The sequence below is a fragment of the Paucibacter sp. B51 genome, assembly GCF_027863535.1.
Taxonomy (GTDB): domain Bacteria; phylum Pseudomonadota; class Gammaproteobacteria; order Burkholderiales; family Burkholderiaceae_C; genus Paucibacter_A; species Paucibacter_A aquatilis.
Genome location: NZ_JAPIVN010000001.1, coordinates 2,309,821 through 2,326,782, shown reverse-complemented (window position 1 = coordinate 2,326,782; position 16,962 = coordinate 2,309,821). Strand labels below are relative to the sequence as shown.

General features: G+C 64.7%; 21 protein-coding genes. 5 read left to right on the top strand and 16 right to left on the bottom strand.

The genetic code is table 11. The features are described 5' to 3' along the window. Positions 1-80: 80 nt before the first annotated feature. A complete protein-coding gene (locus tag OOB33_RS09945) occupies positions 81-590 on the top strand; it encodes a chemotaxis protein CheW (RefSeq protein WP_271008526.1) in 510 nt (169 codons plus the stop codon). Positions 591-751: 161 nt separating this feature from the next. Then, positions 752-1,672, top strand: coding sequence for an RNA polymerase sigma factor RpoH (rpoH, locus tag OOB33_RS09940; protein ID WP_271008525.1), 921 nt, complete (start codon positions 752-754; stop codon positions 1,670-1,672). An 84-nt stretch (positions 1,673-1,756) separates the two neighbouring features. Here the strand turns inward: rpoH and OOB33_RS09935 are convergent, their stop codons facing one another. From OOB33_RS09935 to OOB33_RS09915, 5 genes are all read right to left on the bottom strand, one after another. After that, the gene (locus OOB33_RS09935) at positions 1,757-2,428 is read right to left on the bottom strand and encodes an SCO family protein (protein WP_271008524.1); all 672 of its coding nucleotides are present in this window, start codon (positions 2,426-2,428) and stop codon (positions 1,757-1,759) included. A gap of 3 nt (positions 2,429-2,431) precedes the next feature. Beyond that, the gene (gene cyoE / locus OOB33_RS09930) at positions 2,432-3,352 is read right to left on the bottom strand and encodes a heme o synthase (RefSeq protein ID WP_271008523.1); all 921 of its coding nucleotides are present in this window, start codon (positions 3,350-3,352) and stop codon (positions 2,432-2,434) included. A 97-nt stretch (positions 3,353-3,449) separates the two neighbouring features. After that, positions 3,450-4,616: a COX15/CtaA family protein gene (locus OOB33_RS09925; protein WP_271008522.1), complete on the bottom strand. Its 1,167-nt coding sequence runs from the start codon at positions 4,614-4,616 to the stop codon at positions 3,450-3,452. A gap of 42 nt (positions 4,617-4,658) precedes the next feature. Next, complete coding sequence (locus OOB33_RS09920; RefSeq protein WP_333780343.1) at positions 4,659-5,300, bottom strand: SCO family protein; 642 nt, start codon at positions 5,298-5,300, stop codon at positions 4,659-4,661. A gap of 22 nt (positions 5,301-5,322) precedes the next feature. Then, positions 5,323-6,108: an SURF1 family protein gene (locus OOB33_RS09915; RefSeq protein WP_271008521.1), complete on the bottom strand. Its 786-nt coding sequence runs from the start codon at positions 6,106-6,108 to the stop codon at positions 5,323-5,325. Between the two features lie 33 nt (positions 6,109-6,141). Here OOB33_RS09915 and OOB33_RS09910 point away from each other — a divergent pair, with 33 nt between their 5' ends. After that, complete coding sequence (locus OOB33_RS09910; protein WP_102767724.1) at positions 6,142-6,360, top strand: DUF2909 domain-containing protein; 219 nt, start codon at positions 6,142-6,144, stop codon at positions 6,358-6,360. 137 nt (positions 6,361-6,497) lie between these two features. On the opposite strand, the gene OOB33_RS09905 is transcribed toward OOB33_RS09910, so the two are convergent. The 7 genes from OOB33_RS09905 to OOB33_RS09875 all read right to left on the bottom strand — a co-directional run bounded on the left by OOB33_RS09905 (position 6,498) and on the right by OOB33_RS09875 (position 12,415). Beyond that, positions 6,498-7,382: a cytochrome c oxidase subunit 3 gene (locus OOB33_RS09905; protein WP_102767725.1), complete on the bottom strand. Its 885-nt coding sequence runs from the start codon at positions 7,380-7,382 to the stop codon at positions 6,498-6,500. A 58-nt stretch (positions 7,383-7,440) separates the two neighbouring features. After that, positions 7,441-7,683 (bottom strand): DUF2970 domain-containing protein, encoded by a 243-nt coding sequence (locus OOB33_RS09900; RefSeq protein WP_102767726.1) that lies wholly within the window; start codon positions 7,681-7,683, stop codon positions 7,441-7,443. Next, on the bottom strand, positions 7,680-8,309 hold the full coding sequence (locus tag OOB33_RS09895; protein WP_102767727.1) for a cytochrome c oxidase assembly protein: 630 nt from the start codon (positions 8,307-8,309) through the stop codon (positions 7,680-7,682). Before OOB33_RS09895 ends, OOB33_RS09900 begins: the two co-directional genes overlap by 4 nt. Positions 8,310-8,321: 12 nt before the next feature. Continuing rightward, entirely contained in the window at positions 8,322-8,438 is a 117-nt protein-coding gene (locus OOB33_RS09890; RefSeq protein ID WP_223696474.1) for a cytochrome oxidase small assembly protein, read from the bottom strand. A gap of 4 nt (positions 8,439-8,442) precedes the next feature. Continuing rightward, positions 8,443-10,071 carry a cytochrome c oxidase subunit I gene (gene ctaD, locus OOB33_RS09885; RefSeq protein ID WP_102767728.1) on the bottom strand — a complete coding sequence of 543 codons (1,629 nt, stop codon included), beginning with the start codon at positions 10,069-10,071 and terminating at the stop codon, positions 8,443-8,445. 38 nt (positions 10,072-10,109) lie between these two features. Then, complete coding sequence (gene coxB, locus OOB33_RS09880; protein ID WP_102769579.1) at positions 10,110-11,231, bottom strand: cytochrome c oxidase subunit II; 1,122 nt, start codon at positions 11,229-11,231, stop codon at positions 10,110-10,112. A 296-nt stretch (positions 11,232-11,527) separates the two neighbouring features. Next, positions 11,528-12,415 carry a biotin synthase gene (locus OOB33_RS09875; RefSeq protein ID WP_271008520.1) on the bottom strand — a complete coding sequence of 296 codons (888 nt, stop codon included), beginning with the start codon at positions 12,413-12,415 and terminating at the stop codon, positions 11,528-11,530. Between the two features lie 106 nt (positions 12,416-12,521). On the opposite strand from OOB33_RS09875, the gene OOB33_RS09870 reads away from it, so the two are divergent. Both OOB33_RS09870 and trmL read left to right on the top strand, forming a co-directional pair. Beyond that, entirely contained in the window at positions 12,522-13,289 is a 768-nt protein-coding gene (locus OOB33_RS09870; protein WP_271008519.1) for a ComF family protein, read from the top strand. A 62-nt stretch (positions 13,290-13,351) separates the two neighbouring features. Continuing rightward, positions 13,352-13,825: a tRNA (uridine(34)/cytosine(34)/5-carboxymethylaminomethyluridine(34)-2'-O)-methyltransferase TrmL gene (gene trmL, locus OOB33_RS09865; RefSeq protein WP_271008518.1), complete on the top strand. Its 474-nt coding sequence runs from the start codon at positions 13,352-13,354 to the stop codon at positions 13,823-13,825. Positions 13,826-13,840: 15 nt separating this feature from the next. On the opposite strand, the gene OOB33_RS09860 is transcribed toward trmL, so the two are convergent. The 4 genes from OOB33_RS09860 to grxC form a co-directional block, all read right to left on the bottom strand. Beyond that, positions 13,841-14,833 carry a Bug family tripartite tricarboxylate transporter substrate binding protein gene (locus OOB33_RS09860; protein WP_271008517.1) on the bottom strand — a complete coding sequence of 331 codons (993 nt, stop codon included), beginning with the start codon at positions 14,831-14,833 and terminating at the stop codon, positions 13,841-13,843. 2 nt (positions 14,834-14,835) lie between these two features. After that, positions 14,836-15,864 (bottom strand): NAD(P)H-dependent glycerol-3-phosphate dehydrogenase, encoded by a 1,029-nt coding sequence (locus OOB33_RS09855; RefSeq protein WP_271008516.1) that lies wholly within the window; start codon positions 15,862-15,864, stop codon positions 14,836-14,838. 157 nt (positions 15,865-16,021) lie between these two features. Beyond that, entirely contained in the window at positions 16,022-16,501 is a 480-nt protein-coding gene (secB, locus tag OOB33_RS09850) for a protein-export chaperone SecB (protein WP_102767733.1), read from the bottom strand. A 165-nt stretch (positions 16,502-16,666) separates the two neighbouring features. After that, entirely contained in the window at positions 16,667-16,930 is a 264-nt protein-coding gene (gene grxC, locus OOB33_RS09845; protein WP_102767734.1) for a glutaredoxin 3, read from the bottom strand. Positions 16,931-16,962 lie beyond the last annotated feature (32 nt).

Here is a 16,962-nt window from a genome sequence, read left to right as displayed (position 1 = left end):
ATGGTTGCAAAATGAGTGTGCGACGTTCTCACGAATGACCGGCCCTCCCCCGACTTCACCGCAGACAAGCCCACCGATCCATGAGCTCTAACGAACTGGTTCCCTCCTCTGGTGCCCAAGCCCTGCAGCCCGCCACCGGCCAGGCCCGGCATGACACCCAGCAATTCCTGACCTTCCGCATCGGTGGCGAGGAATACGGCATCGACATCCTGCGAGTGCAGGAAATCCGCTCCTACGAGCCGCCCACCCGCGTCGCCCATTCGCCCGATTTCATCAAGGGTGTGGTCAATCTGCGCGGCGTCATCGTGCCCATCGTCGACCTGCGCATGCGCCTGGGCCAAAGCGGCGAGTACAACGCCTTCACCGTGGTGATCGTGCTCAATGTGGCGCAGCGCATCGTCGGTGTGGTGGTGGACTCGGTCTCCGACGTACTGGAACTCAGCGCCGATGAGATCAAGCCGCGACCCGAAGTGGCGGCGGCGCTGGACGCCCGCTTCATCACCGGTCTGGGCAAGATCGGCGAGCGCATGCTGATCCTGCTGGACATCGACACCATGGTCGTTAGCCCAGATTTCGGCCTGCTGGACTGACGCAAGCCGGCGATGCGCCGCTATAAGTTAGCGAGCGCACTCACCAAAAAGCGCATATTCATCCACTTTCTGGAATAACCCCAGCGATTTGGCACTCACTAAACGAGAGTGCTAATATTGACCTCATGGAACCGCTGAGGTTCGGCTTGCGAAAGAAAGCGATGACTTTGTCTACACCCACTGCTCTGACGGTCCGTGACCCCTGGTCGCTGGTGCCCTCGCTCGGCAACCTGGATGCATACATCTCCGCCGTCAACCGCCTGCCCCTGCTGACCCCGGAAGAGGAAAGCTCGGCCGCCCGCCGTCTGCGTGACAGCGGTGATCTTGAGGCCGCCGGCCGCTTGGTGCTCTCTCACCTGCGCCTGGTGGTGTCGATCTCGCGCCAGTACATGGGCTATGGCCTGCCCCAGGGCGACCTGATCCAGGAAGGCAATGTCGGCCTGATGAAGGCCGTCAAGCGCTACGACCCAGACCAGGGCGTACGCCTGGTCAGCTATGCCATGCATTGGATCAAGGCCGAGATCCACGAATATGTGCTGCGCAACTGGCGCATGGTCAAGGTCGCCACGACCAAGGCCCAGCGCAAGCTGTTCTTCAATCTGCGCTCGATGAAGCACAGCATGAAGGAAGACCAGGCCGACGACCAAACCCATCGCAACAGCCTCAGCGAAGCGCAGCTGGCCCATGTGGCGCGCGAGCTGAACGTCAAGCCGGAAGAAGTGCTGGAGATGGAAACCCGCATGTCCGGCGGCGATGTGGCGCTCGAGCCGCAAAGCGACGAGGACGGCGAGAGTTTCGCTCCCATCGCCTACCTGGCCGACGACAGCCAGGAACCGACCCGCGTGCTGGAAGCCCAAGCGCGCGACGAGCTGGCCGGCGACGGTATCAGCCGCGCGCTGGAAGCACTGGACGAACGCAGCCGCCGCATCGTCGAAGAACGCTGGCTCAAGGTCAACGACGATTCGTCCGGCGGCATGACCCTGCATGAGCTGGCGGCCGAGTACGGCGTGTCGGCCGAGCGTATCCGCCAGATCGAAGTGGCGGCGATGAAGAAGATGCGCAAGGCACTCACTCCGGCCTGATCCGACACGCGCCCGCCATGAAAAACGGCCCCTCCGGGGGCCGTTTTCTTTTTGGCGTGACGAATCGCCAGCTGGCTTCGAGTTTCAGCGCTTCTCCGCCAGAAGCAGCTTGATGTCGTCGGCCAGCGCTTGCGCGCCCGAGCCATAGCGCGAGAACACGCGCACCCGGCCTTCGGGGTCGAAGATGAAGCTGGCTGCGGTGTGGTCCAGTGTGTAGCTTTCCGGGGTCTTGCCAGGCACCTTGGCGTAATACACCTTGAACTCCTTGGCCGCCACCTTGGTCTGCTCTTCGCTGCCCCGCAGGGCCACAAAACTGGGATCGAAGCTGGCCATATAGGCCTTGAGCAAGGCGGGGCTGTCGCGCTCGGGGTCGACGGAGACGAACACGCCCTGCACGCGCTCGCCATCGGCGCCCAGCGAGCGCTTGACTTCGGCCAACTCGGCCATGGTGGTGGGGCAGACATCCGGGCATTGGGTGTAGCCAAAGAACACCACCACCACCTTGCCCTTGAAGTCGGCCAGGCTGCGGCTGCGGCCGTCCTGATCGGGCAGGTTGAGGTTGCGCGCGTACTCGGCGCCGGTCAGGTCCACGCCCTTGAAGGCCAGCTTGCTGGAGCCGCCTAGGCCCAGCTGGTCACAAGCGGCCAGGCTGCCCAGCAGCGCAAAGGCCAGGCCGGTGGCGGCCAGGCTACGGCGGCTCAAGCCCGTGGGCGAGGGCAAGGGCGAAGAAGAGGTGGAGTTCGTCGTGCGTTTCATGGCTCAAGCGCCCGAGGGCAGCAAATAGTGGTCGAGCAGCAAGGCCGCAAACAGCAGCGACAGATGCCAGATCGAGAAGCGGAAGGTGGCACGGGCCAGCTCGTCCGAGTAGCCACGCCACAGCTTCCAGGCGTAACCACAAAAGCCCAGACCCAGGGCCAGAGCACTGGCCAGATAGATCCAACCGCTCATGCCGGTCAGGAAAGGCAGCAAGGTCGCGGCCAGCAAGATCCAGGTGTAGAGAAAGATCTGCAAGCGCGTGTACTCACCGCCATGGGTGACCGGCAGCATGGGCAGGCCGGACTTGCGGTAGTCCTCAACCCGGTACAAGGCCAGGGCCCAGAAATGCGGCGGCGTCCACAGAAAGATGATCAGGCAGAGGATCAGCGCCTCCGGCCCCACCTCGCCCCGCAGCGCAGCCCAGCCCAGCACCGGCGGCATGGCGCCCGAGGCGCCGCCGATGACGATGTTCTGCGGCGTCATGGGCTTGAGGATGACGGTGTAGATGACGGCATAGCCGACAAAGGTGGCGAAGGTCAGCCACATGGTCAGCGGATTGACCCAGACCCACAGAATCGCCGAGCCGATGCCGCACAGGAGAGCCGAGAAGGTCAAGGTCTGCGCGCGGCTCAGCTGGCCCTTGGCCGTGGCGCGCCAGGCGGTGCGCTTCATCTTGGCATCGATCTGCTGCTCGATCAGGCAGTTGAAGGCCGCAGCCGCGCCCGCCACCAGCCAGATGCCCACAGTGGCAGCCCCAATGCTGATCCACTGCGCGCCACTGGGCATGCCGGGCACGGCCAGGGCCATGCCGATGACGGCGCAAAACACGATCAGCTGCACCACCCGTGGCTTGGTCAGTTGGTAGAACTGCTGCCAGCGCGAGGCGGTGGGCACGGCAGCGGTGACGGAGGGCGTAGAAGACATAAGGAATCAGGGTATCGGGATTCGGGGGCTGAGCAGCGATCTGCGCAAACAAATTTCAGCGTGGCTCCAGCGCGCAGAGCCACAAAAAGCAGCGCCGCTAAGCAGCCACGGGCCGGATTGGCAGGGCCTGCACACGCGTCGAGCGCTGGCCTTGCTCGATCTGGGCCAGCAGTGCCGCCAACAAGGTCAACAGCATCGCGGCACCGCCGGTGTGGGCCAGGGCCGCCAGCATGGGCCAATCCAGCACCACATTGGACATGCCGCTGAGCAACTGCCAACCCGCCACCAGCAGCAAACGCCGCGGCCAGGGGCCTGCTTCACCAGAAGCGGCCAGACGCCAGGCAAACAGCAACAAGACGCTGAACACCAGCAAGGCACCCAAGCGGTGGGTCATGTGGATGGCGGTCAAGGCTTCAAAGGGCAACCAGCCGCCACCCTTACCCACCCCGAGCTCGCGCCACAGGGTGAAGCCATGCTCAAAGTCCATGGCCGGCCACCACTGGCCCGGCTGGCAGGCCGGAAACTCCGAACAGGCCAGCACCGCATAGTTGGTGCTGACCCAGCCACCCAAGGCCACCTGCAGCACGCTCAGCAGCATCAACACCCAGGCGCCGGCACGCAGACCCGGGTTCAGGCGCAAGGGCTTGGGGCTGTAACCCTGGGCCTGCCAGGCCAGCAGCATCAGCAAACCCATGCCGCCCAGCAGGTGCAAGGTGACGATGGCCGGGAACAGCTTCATGGTCACCGTCAGCGCCCCGAAGGCCCCCTGCATGCACACCCAGACCAGGGTCAGGCTGGCCCAGGCCGGCGAGACGACACCCACCGCGCTGCCTCCCTGACCTGTTGCCTGCTCCTGCTCTCGGCGCAGCCAATGGCGCCAGCTCATCACGCACAGCACCAGGATCAGCACGCCAACGCTGCTGGCCAGATAGCGGTGGATCATTTCCACCCAGGCCTTGCCGTGCGTCACCGGGCCGCTGGGCAAGGCGGTCTGGGCGGCATGGATTTCGTCACGCGCCCCCAGTGGGCTGGCGCTGCCATAACAGCCCGGCCAATCGGGGCAGCCTAGGCCGGAATCGGTGAGCCGGGTGAAGGCGCCGAACAGCACCAGATCAAAGGTCAAAAACAGCGTCAGCACCGTGAGCGCACGCAAGCGCTGGCCCGGCGTGGCCGCGCGCGAGCGCAAACGCAGCCACAGCAAGGGGCCGCAGGCGATCAGCGCGCCCAGGCCCGCCAGCTGCCACAGAGGAGAGAGATCGAACATATGGCCCTTTTCGCCCTGCACATGCACCAAAGCCGCTGCGGCTCAGCGCCCTTCCTTGTCCCAGCCCGCATTGGCCTTGAGCAAGCGGGTCAGATCGCCCTTGAGCTTGGACGGGTCCGGCTGCGGCGGCGAGCGCATCATCCAGCGGCCCATGGGGTCGACCAGATAGACGTGATCCTTCAGGGTCTGACCGGCGGCGGGCTTGAGCCAGGCTTCCAGCTCGGCACGCGGCGCACGCAAGATGGTCACCGGCACGCCGGCCGTCAGCGCATGGATCAGCTCAGGTTTGGGCAGAGGCGAGTCCTCGGGCAGCAGCCAGAGCTTGTCGACCTTGTCGCGCTCCTTGCCCAGCATCTCGCGCAGCTGGCGCTGCATGAAAAAGCGGCGCTCGCAGGCCTCGTCGCAGTCGCCCTCTTGCACCAGGGTCAGCAACCACTGGCCTTTGAGGCTTTCGGCGGCAACCGGCTTGCCCTGCAAATCTTGCAGGTGCAAAGCCGGCGGCAGATCCACGGTCGGGTGGATCAACTCGCTGTAGGCCGAACCGCGCGGCTGGATCACATAGAAGGTGAAGTAGGACGCCACGACCGGCGCAGCACAGGCCGCCAGCACCAGCAGCATGCGCAGCCGACCGCCGCGCTGACGCTGCGCGTCGGCCAGGCCTTGGGAGCTTGGCAGGCTGTGCACCGTCAAGGTCAGGCCCTCGGCTTCAGGCGCTGTGCTCGCTGCGGCGGGAGCGGATGCGGGGACGGATTGTTTGGAACCAGACATAAAGACCCAGAAGCAGCGCACAAAGCGCAAACCATTGAAAAGCGTAGCCGTAGTGTTTCTGCAGGCCGGCATCCTGCGCCGGCCAATCGCGCCACAAACCATCGGCGGGAGCCGCTGCCGCGGCGCTCGCGGCCGCTGGAGGCGTTTCCTCTGGCAGCTGCAGCACTGTCAGTGGCAACAAGGGCGCGGGCAGCGCCTTGGCCACGCTGACAGGATCGAGATTTTGCCGGATCGCCCCTTCAGCTGCCGCGCTGAACTCATAAGCACGCGAAGGCGCCGCGGTCAAACGGCCGAGCAACTCCACCTCCCCCGCGGGCGTCTCGATGCGTGGCAGGCGGCCCCGGTCCTGCGCATCGCGCGGGCCCCAGCCCCGTTGCACGAGGATGAACTCCGGGCGATCGCTGAGCTGCAACGGCGTGACCACGAAAAAGCCGACGCGGCCGTTCATGGGGCGGTTGTCCAGGTAAACCGTCTGCTCGCTCAACCAGCGGCCGCGCAGACGCACCAGGCGATGCAGCTGCGCCTCGGCCTGCGCAGGCTCAGCCGCCAGATCCGATGAGCGCAAAGGAGGCTGCTGAGCACGCTCGAGCACAGCGCGGTGCAGCGCTTCTTTCTGCGCCGCACGGTCCAGCTGCCAGAAGCCCAGCCGGGCCGTCAACGCCATGGCCGACAACGTGGCCAGACCAATCACCCAGGCGCGCGCGCGCGGCGTCAAGCCAGCCATCCGCTTTCGCCTCCGGGCGCATAATCCGCGACCATGAAACTCATCGTCATCCTCGCATTCATCGGCATTCTGGGCGCCTTGGCGGCCGCCGGCCTGTTCATGTTCAAGAACGGTAAGCAAGAGAGCCGCGGCCCGAATATGGCCCGCGCCCTGGCTTTGCGGGTCGGCCTGTCGGTGGCCTTGTTCCTCTTCATCTTGCTGAGCTATCTGATGGGCTGGATCGAGCCGACCGGCTTGCCCATGCAGCGCTGAAGCGCAGCACGAACGGGCTTGCATGGCCCCGCCTCAGAAAAAAAGCGCCGCGAATTGCGGCGCTTTTTCATGGCCGACTGCGGCCTGCCAACCCCTTTGAACGGCGGATATCCGCCGCCATCCAAAGTGGGCCGACCTCACATCCAGTAGACGATGAAGTACAGGCCCAGCCAGACCACGTCCACGAAGTGCCAGTACCAGGCGGCGCCTTCGAAACCGAAGTGGCGGTCCTTGGTGAAGTGGCCCTTTTGCAGGCGCAGGGTGATGAACAGCAGCATCAGCATGCCGACGAACACGTGGAAGCCGTGGAAGCCGGTCAGCATGAAGAAGGTCGAGCCATAGACTCCCGAGCTGAGCTTGAGGTTCAGATCGCGGTAGGCGTGCATGTACTCGTAGCCCTGCACGCACAGGAAGATCACACCCAGCAGCACCGTCATCCACATGAAGGCGATGGTCTTGCCGCGATTGCCGGCGATCAGCGCATGGTGAGCGACCGTCAGGGTCACGCCCGAGGTCAGCAGCAGCGCGGTGTTGATGGTCGGCAGCGGCCAGGGACCCATGGTGGTGAAGGGCTCAACGACACCGGCGGGCGAGGCCGTCATGCCGGCTGCCACGCTGGGCCACAAAGCCTTGAAGTCAGGCCACAGCAACGCGTTCTCCAAGCTGCCCAGGGTCGGCACAGCATGGACGCGAGCCCAGTACAGCGCACCGAAGAAGGCGGCAAAGAACATCACTTCCGAGAAGATGAACCAGCCCATGCTCCAGCGGAAGGACACATCGATGCGGTCGCTGTACAGACCGCCTTCGCTTTCGCGGATGGCATCGCCGAACCATTGCTTGAGCACCACGGCCCACCACAGCAGACCGAAGACCAGCGAGTACTTGCCCCAGTCATGGTCATTGATCCACTGGCCTGCGCCGAGGATCACGAAGAACAGGCCGATGGCGGCCATCACCGGATGGCGCGAGGGCCCTGGTACGAAGTAGTAAGGGGTCTTGCCCGTGGTAGTCGCTGCCGACATTTCTTTTCTCCTCGAACTAAATTCAGTCCTGCTGATGACGCTGCAAACGCTGCCAGCCTCAAGCGCCGGCGACCCCGCTGCCGATGACCCATTGGACCAACAGCACCAGAACCAGCACAAATAAAACGGCTCCGATGAGCCCGGCAATGATCACATGCACCGGGTTCAGCTGAGCCACATCTTTTTCATAGTCGGCGCCACGACGCACGCCGAAAAACGACCAGGCCACGGCCTTCATGGTCTGCACAAAGGACAGCGGCCGAGCCGCCGCCTGCTTCAGGTCTTCGCCAGCCTGGCTCATGTGCGCGGCTCCTTGCTGCTCAGCACCGGAGCGCTGAGTTGGGCCTGCGCCTTGCCCTTGCCCGCCACTTCAAAGAAGGTGTAGGAAAGGGTGATGGTCTTGACGTCCTTGGGCAGCTTGGGGTCGATCACGAAGACGACCGGCCACTGCTTGGTTTCGCCCGGCTGCAAGGTGTACTCGTTGAAGCAGAAGCACTCCAGCTTGTTGAAGTGCGCCGTCGCTTGCTTGGGTGCATAGCTGGGGATGGCCTGGGCCGCCATGACGCGGTTCTGCACATTGCGGAACTCGTACATCACCGTGGTCAGCTCACCCGGATGCACCACCGCATGCGACATGGCGGGCTTGAACTCCCAGGGCCCACGGGCATTGGCGTCAAACTCGACCGTGATCTTGCGGCTGTAGTCGATCTGGCCATTCTTCACATCTTCGGCTCGCACCGCGTGCTGACGCTCGCTGAGCGACAGCACGTTGATACCCAGTGCCGAGCAGATGGCGTTGTAGAGCGGCACCAGCGCATAGCCGAAGCCGAACATCATGGTCACCACGACCAAGAGCTTGCCCACCAAGTGCAGATTGTCCCTGCGCAGGGCGGACGCCAGGGTCCAGGGCCGCTTGGATTCGCTCATCGCAGGCCGATTTCAGAAACCCAGCAAGGCGATCTTGGTCACGAAGCCCAGTCCGAAGACCAGGGCCACCGTGAACAGGATCAGCGCCAGGCGCTTGTTGCTCTTGCGTTGTTCAGGCGTGGCGCTCATGGTGTCAGCCGATCACCTTGGTGGCGCTGGCGTTCAGCTTGGGCGGCTCTTCAAAGGTGTGGAAGGGAGCCGGCGACGGCACTTCCCACTCCAGGCCTTCTGCCGCTTCCCAGGGCTTTTGCGGAGCCTTCTCACCCTTGCCGCGCATCATCGGGATGACCACGAACAGGAAGAAGTACACCTGCATCAGACCGAAGGCAAAGGCGCCCACGGAGGCGATGGCATTGAAATCAGCGAACTGCAGCGGGTAGTCGGCATAGCGACGGGGCATACCGGCCAGACCCAGGAAGTGCATCGGGAAGAAGGTGATGTTGAAGCTGATCAGCGAGCCCCAGAAATGGATCTTGCCGCGCGTCTCGGAGAACATCACGCCGGTCCACTTCGGACCCCAGTAGTAGACGCCAGCGAACAGCGCATACAGCGAGCCGGCCACCAGCACATAGTGGAAGTGGGCGACGACGTAGTAGGTGTCCTGGATCTGGATGTCGATCGGCGCCATGGCGCAGATCAGACCCGTGAAGCCACCCATGGTGAACACGAAGATGAAACCCACGGCCCACAGCATGGGAACTTCAAAGGTCATGGAACCGCGCCACATGGTGGCCAGCCAGTTGAAGATCTTCACGCCCGTGGGCACGGCAATCAACATCGTGGCGTACATGAAGAACAGCTGGCCCGTCACCGGCATGCCGGTGGCGAACATGTGGTGAGCCCACACGATGAAGGACAGGATGGCGATCGAAGCGGTTGCGTACACCATGGAGGCGTAGCCAAACAGCTTCTTGCGGGCGAAGGCCGGCACGATCTGGCTGACGATGCCGAAGGCCGGCAAGATCATGATGTAGACCTCGGGGTGACCGAAGAACCAGAAGATGTGCTGGTACATCACCGGGTCACCGCCGCCAGCGGGGCTGAAGAAGCTGGTACCGAAGTGACGATCGGTCAGCGTCATGGTGATGGCACCGGCAAGCACAGGCATGACGGCGATCAGCAGGTAAGCGGTGATCAGCCAGGTCCAGCAGAACATCGGCATCTTCATCAGCGTCATGCCGGGTGCGCGCATGTTCAGGATGGTGACGATGATGTTGATCGAACCCATGATGGACGAGGCACCCAGGATGTGCATCGCGAAGATGCCGGCATCCATGGAGGGGCCCATCTGCAGGGTCAGGGGCGCATACAGCGTCCAGCCGGCGGCAGGCGCGCCACCCGGCATGAAGAAGGACGCCACCAACATGATGGCCGCAGGAATCATCAGCCAGAAGCTGAAGTTGTTCATGCGGGCAAAAGCCATGTCGGACGCGCCGATTTGCAGCGGCACCATCCAGTTCGCGAAGCCCACAAAGGCCGGCATGATGGCGCCGAACACCATGATGAGGCCGTGCATGGTGGTGAACTGGTTGAACAGTTCCGGATTGAAGAACTGAAGACCGGGCTGGAACAGCTCGGCGCGGATGCACAGCGCCAAGATGCCGCCGATCATCAGCATGGTGAACGAGAACAGCAGGTACAGGGTACCGATGTCCTTGTGGTTGGTGGCAAAGACCCAACGACGCCAGCCCGTGGGGGCGTGGTGATCGTGGTGGTCATGGTCATGAACGTCATGACCGGGGTGGCCAAGCACTGCACTCATCTTGTTTCCTTTATCAACGCTTGTCGACGTTCAGCCCATCACTTGCGGGCGGCCAGCACTTCAGCCGGCTGCACCACCTGGCCGGTCTTGTTGGACCAGCTGTTCTTGGTGTAGGTGATCACCGCGGCGATCTCGGTGTCGCTCAATTGCTTCCAGGCCGGCATGGCGCCATTGTTCTGGCCATTCAGCAGCACCTTGATCTGAGCCAGCTTGTCTTCCGCCAGCACCACCGGCGAACCCACCAGGGCTTTGATCGGACCAGCGCCCGAACCATCGGCCTTGTGGCAGGCCGCGCAGTTGGCGTTGTAGACCTTTTCACCGCGAGCCACCAAGGCGGCTTGCTCCCAGACCTTGCTCGGATCGTCCGCCTTGGCGGCCAGCTCCTTCTTTTTGCCATCCACCCACTTGGAGTAGTCTTCTGCCGACACCACCTTCACGTGGATGGGCATGTAGGCGTGCTCCTTGCCGCACAGCTCGGCACATTGGCCGTAGAAATCACCGATCTTCTCGGCCTTGAACCAGGTGTCGCGGACGAAGCCGGGGATGGCATCTTGTTTGACACCAAAGGCCGGCACCATCCAGGCGTGAATGACGTCGTTGGCGGTGGTGATGATCCGAACCTTCTTGTTGACGGGCACGACCAGGGGGTTGTCCACCTTCAGCAGGTAGTCATCGCCAGCCGGCTTGCCGGCGTCGGACATGGCGCGATGGGCCGTGTCCAAAGTGGCCAGGAAGCCAATGCCCTCGCCCTCGCCCTTCAGGTAGTCATAACCCCATTTCCACTGGTAACCGGTGGCCTTGATGGTCAGATCTGCGTTGGTGGTGTCCTTCATCGCGACCACCACCTTGGTGGCCGGCAGGGCCATCAGGATGACGATGATGAAAGGCACCACGGTCCAGGCGATCTCAACCTTCACGCTTTCGTGGAAGTTGGCCGACACCGCGCCCTTGGACTTGCGATGTTTGAAGATGGAATAGAACATCACGCCGAACACCGCCACAAAAATGGCCAGGCAGATGATCAGCATGAAGTTGTGCAGCCACATCTGGTCGGCCGCAATGCGGGTGACCGGGGGGTGCAGATTGAGTTGATTGACCGCAGGGCCACCCGGCAGGTCTTGGACCGCCTGGGCTGCCAGGGCCGTCTGGGCCACCAGCATCGCGCCGGCCGCCGCGGCCACTTGCGCCAGCTGCCCCACGCGGCGCGCGGCCTGATGCACTCGTGCGTTCATCATCTTCATGGTCGTCACTCTTGTTTCAAATTCGTCTCATGAGAGCCCTGGCGTGAACCCGTTTCACTGCCCGGCCGGCCCATTGATGCAACCGCTTCAGCGCTTCTTTTGAGGCTCGTCAAAGACGCTGGCATGGTCTGACCCTAAAGTCACGGGTCATGCATTTTGGCTAAACGCGAATTTTAGCCCAGCATGTCGCGACCCACTGTCGCTTTAAGCCTCTATCAGCCCCCAGATCGACGCACCATCGCGCGCATCTGCTCCAAAGTCAGGCTGGTCTCAGGGCTTACCCGTATCTTCGGCACCGGCTTGAACGCGTGCCCGTACACGATTTCAAGGCTCAGATGCAGCCGGCCATCGGGCCGACGCAATGTTTCCAAGGCCTGCAAAAGCTTCTGGTGCCAGGTCTTGCCTCGGCAGCCGACAAATCGCTCGGGCGCCACATTGCCACCCAACAAGCGCAAGTCTTTGAGAAGGTCGTCGGCTTGCGCCCAGGTCAGTTGAATGCGCTCCTGGTCCATCACGGGATCGGCAAAGCCGGCTCCCACCAGCAGATCGCCGATGTCATGCATGTCCCACCAGTCCGGGCCGGCACGCCCCCAAGCTTGGCGCTCAAACAGCTGGCGCAATTCGACAAAGCTGTCGGGGCCCAGGCAAGAGAACATCAGAAACCCGTCAACCCGCAGAGCACCATGCCAGGCCGCCAGGGTCTCAGGTGGATCGGGTGCCGCGTGCAAGGCCATATTGGCCCAGACCAGGCCGACCTGATCCTGTTCTGGCGTTGATTTCAAGCCCGCCATCGCCTGGGGGCCCTGCACTTGCACCGTGGCGCCACGGCCCAGCGCGTTCTGCCACCAGGAGCGTTTGTGCAAGGCCTGGCTGCGCTCGGCCAGGGCGGCGTCGGGCTCGATCACACGGTGCTCGGCTTGCGGGTAGGCCGCCAACAAGGCCGCCTCGCCGCCGCCCAGCAGGCCCGACCACTGCAGCACGCGTGTCGGCTGCAGCTTGATGATGGCCAGGCGCTCGGCCATGCGAGTGGCCACCTCCTCATGCAGCCAAGGCGTCTTGGCCAGGCTGGCCAAGCGCCGCGCCTGCCGGCGCAGGGCGTTCACATCCAGATCTTGCGGCCGGGCAGCGGGCGCAGACGGGGCTGCGGCGGACGTTTCCGTCCTAGGGGGAGTCAAGGGATCGGCCATGGGCGGGCAGTATATTGAGCCCATGGAAACCCAGCATGCGGCGACCGGCAAACCCGCTTGGGTCGAGCGGGTGCTGATGCGCTGCCCCGGGCAATGCGCAGTCTGCCGTGCGTGGTCCACCGCCCGGGTCTGCGCCGACTGTCTGCTGCGCTACGCGCGCCCCGCCCCGCGCTGCTGGACCTGCGCGGCACGCCTACCACCCGAGCTGAGCGGCCGACGCGAGGCCAAATGCGGCCGCTGCCTGCGCGAGCCGCCGCCCCTGGACCGCACGGTTGCCGCCCTCGACTACAGCTTTCCCTGGGATGGCCTGCTGCAGCACTACAAATTCCACCAGGCCCTGGACCTGCGCGAGACCTTGCTGGAGCGCCTGCACCAGGCCTTGAGCATCGCGCAGGTCGAGCCGCCCGACTGGCTGCTGCCCGTACCACTGGCGCCCGAGCGGCTGAAGGAACGCGGCTACAACCAGAGCTACGAGCTGGCCCGGGCCCTGGCGCGCCGCCGCAAGCTGGCCTGCGACGCGCATTTGCTGCTGCGCGTGCGCAGCACGACCCAGCAGGCGCGCCTGCCTCTGCAAGAACGCGGCCACAATGTGAAGCAGGCCTTCGCTGTCGAGCCCGCCCGCCTGGCCGATCTGCGGGGCAGCCATGTGGCGGTGCTCGACGATGTGATGACCAGCGGCGCCACCGTGTTCGAGATCGCCCGCGTGCTGCGCCAGGCCGGCGCGGCCCATGTCGAGGCCTGGGTGGTGGCGCGCACGCCGGAAGGCGGCAGCGACAGCATCCGGCGCTGAGCCGGCGATCCAGGGCTGCGCTCAAGGACCGACACTCCCCTCAAATTTTCTTCACGCGACCCATGTTCCACATCGTTCTGGTGCAACCCGAGATTCCCCCCAACACCGGCAATGTGATCCGCCTGGCGGCCAACACTGGCTGCAGCCTGCACCTGATCGAGCCGCTGGGCTTTTCCATGGAAGACCGGCTGCTGCAACGCGCCGGCCTGGATTACCACGAGTACACCGCCGTGCACCGCCACCGCAACTGGGCCGCCTTCCTGGCCACCGTGCAGCCTCCGGCCGATCGCCTGTTTGCCTTCACCACACGCGGCAGCCAGCCGCTGGCGCAGATGCGCTGGCAGGCCGGTGACTTCCTGGTCTTTGGCTCGGAAACCGCCGGCCTGGCGCCCGAACTGCGCGAGCAGTTCCCCGAGGCGCAGCGCGTGCGCCTGCCCATGCGCCCGGGCCAACGCAGCTTGAATCTGAGCAACAGCGTGGCCGTGGCGGTGTTCGAAGCCTGGCGCCAGAACGGCTACGAAGGCAGTCAGGCCTGAGCCGCTTGAACTCGGTCATTCGGCCTTGACCTGGGCCATCTTGATCACTTGAGCCCAGTGCAGGCGATCCGCACGCATCAGGTTCAACAAGCCCTCGGGTGCGGTCCCCTGCGCGCTGAAATACAGCCCCAGCAGCTTGGCTCGAAAGGCATCGCTGCGGCAGATGCGCAGCAGCTCGGCCGACAAGCGCTCGACGACGACGCTGGGCGTGCGTGCCGGCGCCAGCAAGGCCTGCCAGGAAATGGCCTCAAAGCCCGGATAGCCCAGCTCCACCAAGGTGGGCAGATCGGCCAGCGCCGCCACCCGGCCCAGGCTGCTGACGGCCAGGGCCTTGAGCTTGCCCGCCCTCACCTGCGCCATGGCAAGACCTGGCACCATGAAGGCCGCATGCAGTTCGCCGCTGAGCAGGGCGTTGGTGACCTGCGGGAAGCCGGCGTAGGGCACATGGGTCAGAGCCAGGCCGGCGCGAGCCTTGAAGGACTCCATGGCCAGGTGCGAGGCACTGCCATTGCCGACGCTACCGTAGTTCCAGGCCACACCTTGCACGCGGGCCTGACGGACAAACTCAGCGCAATCGCGCGCATTCACCCCACTGCCCAGCACCAGCACATTGGGCGAGCTGGCCACCAGGCCGATGGGTCGCAGATCACGCAGCGGGTCGTAGGGCAGCTTGGGGTTGAGCAAGGGCGCCGTCACCAGCGGCCCCTGGATGGTCAGCAGCAAGGCATAACCATCGGGCGCCGCCTGGGCTGCCAGCGCCGTGCCGATATTGCCGCCGGCGCCCGGCCGGTTTTCGACCAGCACGGTTTGCCCCAGGGCGGCGGCCAGCGGCTCGGCCAGCCAGCGCGCCACCAGATCGGGTGAGCTGCCGGCCGGAAAAGGCACGATCAGCTTGATCGGCCGTGCGGCTGGCCAGGCCGGCTCCGCGCGCAGCGGTGGCACCAGCCCCGAGGCGGCCAGCGCCAGCAGCAGACGACGAGAACCACAGTTCCGAGGCGCGGGCGCCATGTTCAGTGCTCGGAACGGGCCTGCCGCCCCATCAGCAGATCCACGGCATCAGCAGGGCTCAAACGCCCTTCCAGCACGGCCACCACGGCTTCGGTGATGGGCATGTCCACGCCCTTGGCGCGGGCGCGCGCCAGCACCGTGGGCGCGCTGTACACCCCTTCGGCGACATGGCCCAGCTCGCGCAGGATCTGCGCCAGCGGCAGGCCATCGGCCAGCAAGAGGCCGACCCGGCGGTTGCGCGACAGATCGCCGGTGGCGGTCAGCACCAAATCGCCCATGCCCGACAAGCCCATGAAGGTCTCGCTGCGCGCACCCAGGGCCAGGCCCAGGCGCAGCATCTCGGCGAGGCCGCGGGTGATCAGGGCGGCGCGGGCATTGAGGCCCGGCGCATCGAGCAACTGTCCTTCACGCTCGGCGCGCAGACGCAGGCCATCGGCCGCGCCGACGGCGATGGCCATCACATTCTTGACCGCACCGCCGACCTCGACGCCAACCGGGTCGGCCGAGGTGTAGACACGAAGGCGTTCGCTGTGGAAGGCCGCCACGGCCGCCTGCGCCAGGGCTTCATCCTCGCTGGCCGCGACCAGGGCGGTCGGCTGACCTGCCGCCACCTCTTGCGCAAAGCTGGGCCCCGAGAGAATGCCCACACGCAGGCGCGGCTGTACCGCGCGGGCGATCTCGTGCCCCAGCAGGCCGGTGCCGGCCTCGAAACCCTTGCACAACCAGAGCACACGCGCCCCGTCCGGCAAGGCCGCGAGCATGGCACGCAGGCCGGCCATGGGCGTGGCCACCACGATCAATCCGGGCTCGGCCGCCTCGCAGGCATGGGCCACGGCACGGGCGAGATCACCCTCGATCTGCAGGCCTTCGGGCAGCGGCGTGTCAGGCAAATAGGCGCGGTTGCGGCCCTCGGCCCGCATGGCGGCCACGACCGACGCATCGCGGGCCCACAACACCACCTCGTGACGGGCCGCGGCCTGCACGGCCAAGGCCGTACCCCAGGCACCGGCTCCAAGAATGCTGATCTTCATGGCAGCAGCTTAACCTTCAAAACAGGTACTCCGGCCCCGCCCTGCATGCGCCCGCGCAAACCGACGAAGCCCGAAATGCAAAACGCCCCGGCCGAACAACAGCGGGGGCGTGGCGCGCGGAGGCCGGCTTGCGCCGGTCTCCAGCAGACAGTCCATCTCAGTTCAGGGTCGGCGCGGCGGCAGCGTCGCCACCGTTGGCCGCTGCTTCGCGTGCGGCTTGCTGAGCTTCGAACATGGCTTGGAAGTTGACTTCGGTCAGCAGCACGGGCGGGAAGCCAGCGCGGGTGCAAACGTCAGACACCACAGCGCGCAAGTAGGGGTAAATCATCTGCGGGCAGACGATGCCCAGGATGCCTTCGGTCTGCTCTTGCGGCACATTGCGGATCTCGAAGATACCGGCTTGCTTGGCTTCGATCAGGAACAGGGTCTTGTCGCCGACCTTGGTGGTGACGGTGGCCGTCACGGACACTTCGAAGATGCCATCCACCACCGGCTCAGCGGCCAGGGCCAGGTTGATGTCCACCTGGGGCTGGGTTTGTTCCAGCAGGATTTGCGGGGCGTTGGGTTGCTCCAGCGACAGATCCTTCAGGTACATGCGCTGAATCTGGAAGACGGGGGTGTTGTTCTCTTCGGCCATGATGGGGTTCCCAAAAAAGTAAAGGCCCGCCAGCTTCTTTGCTGCGGGCAGCGGCGCTGATTATGGCGCAGCGAATATTTCAGTCTGTGGGGGTCTGCCCGCTCTTGAATTCGGGCCGGCGGACGCCAGGGGCGTTCAGCGCGCCCCCAGCCACCCGCTTCGGAATCAGGCGCCTGCTTGCAACAAGGGCTGCAGGCCTCCGCGCTGGTCCAGCGCGATCAAATCATCGCAACCACCGACATGGGTCTCACCGATGAAGATCTGCGGCACGGTGCGGCGGCCGGTCAGCGCCATCATGGCATCGCGTTCGGCCGGATTCAGGTCGATGCGGATTTCTTCGATCTGCTCGACGCCGCGCTGCTTCAGCAAGGCCTTGGCCCGCACGCAGAACGGGCAGACCTGGGTGGTGTACATCTTGACGTGGCTCATGGCCGACTCCTCAAAAACCAGGCGAGACAGGA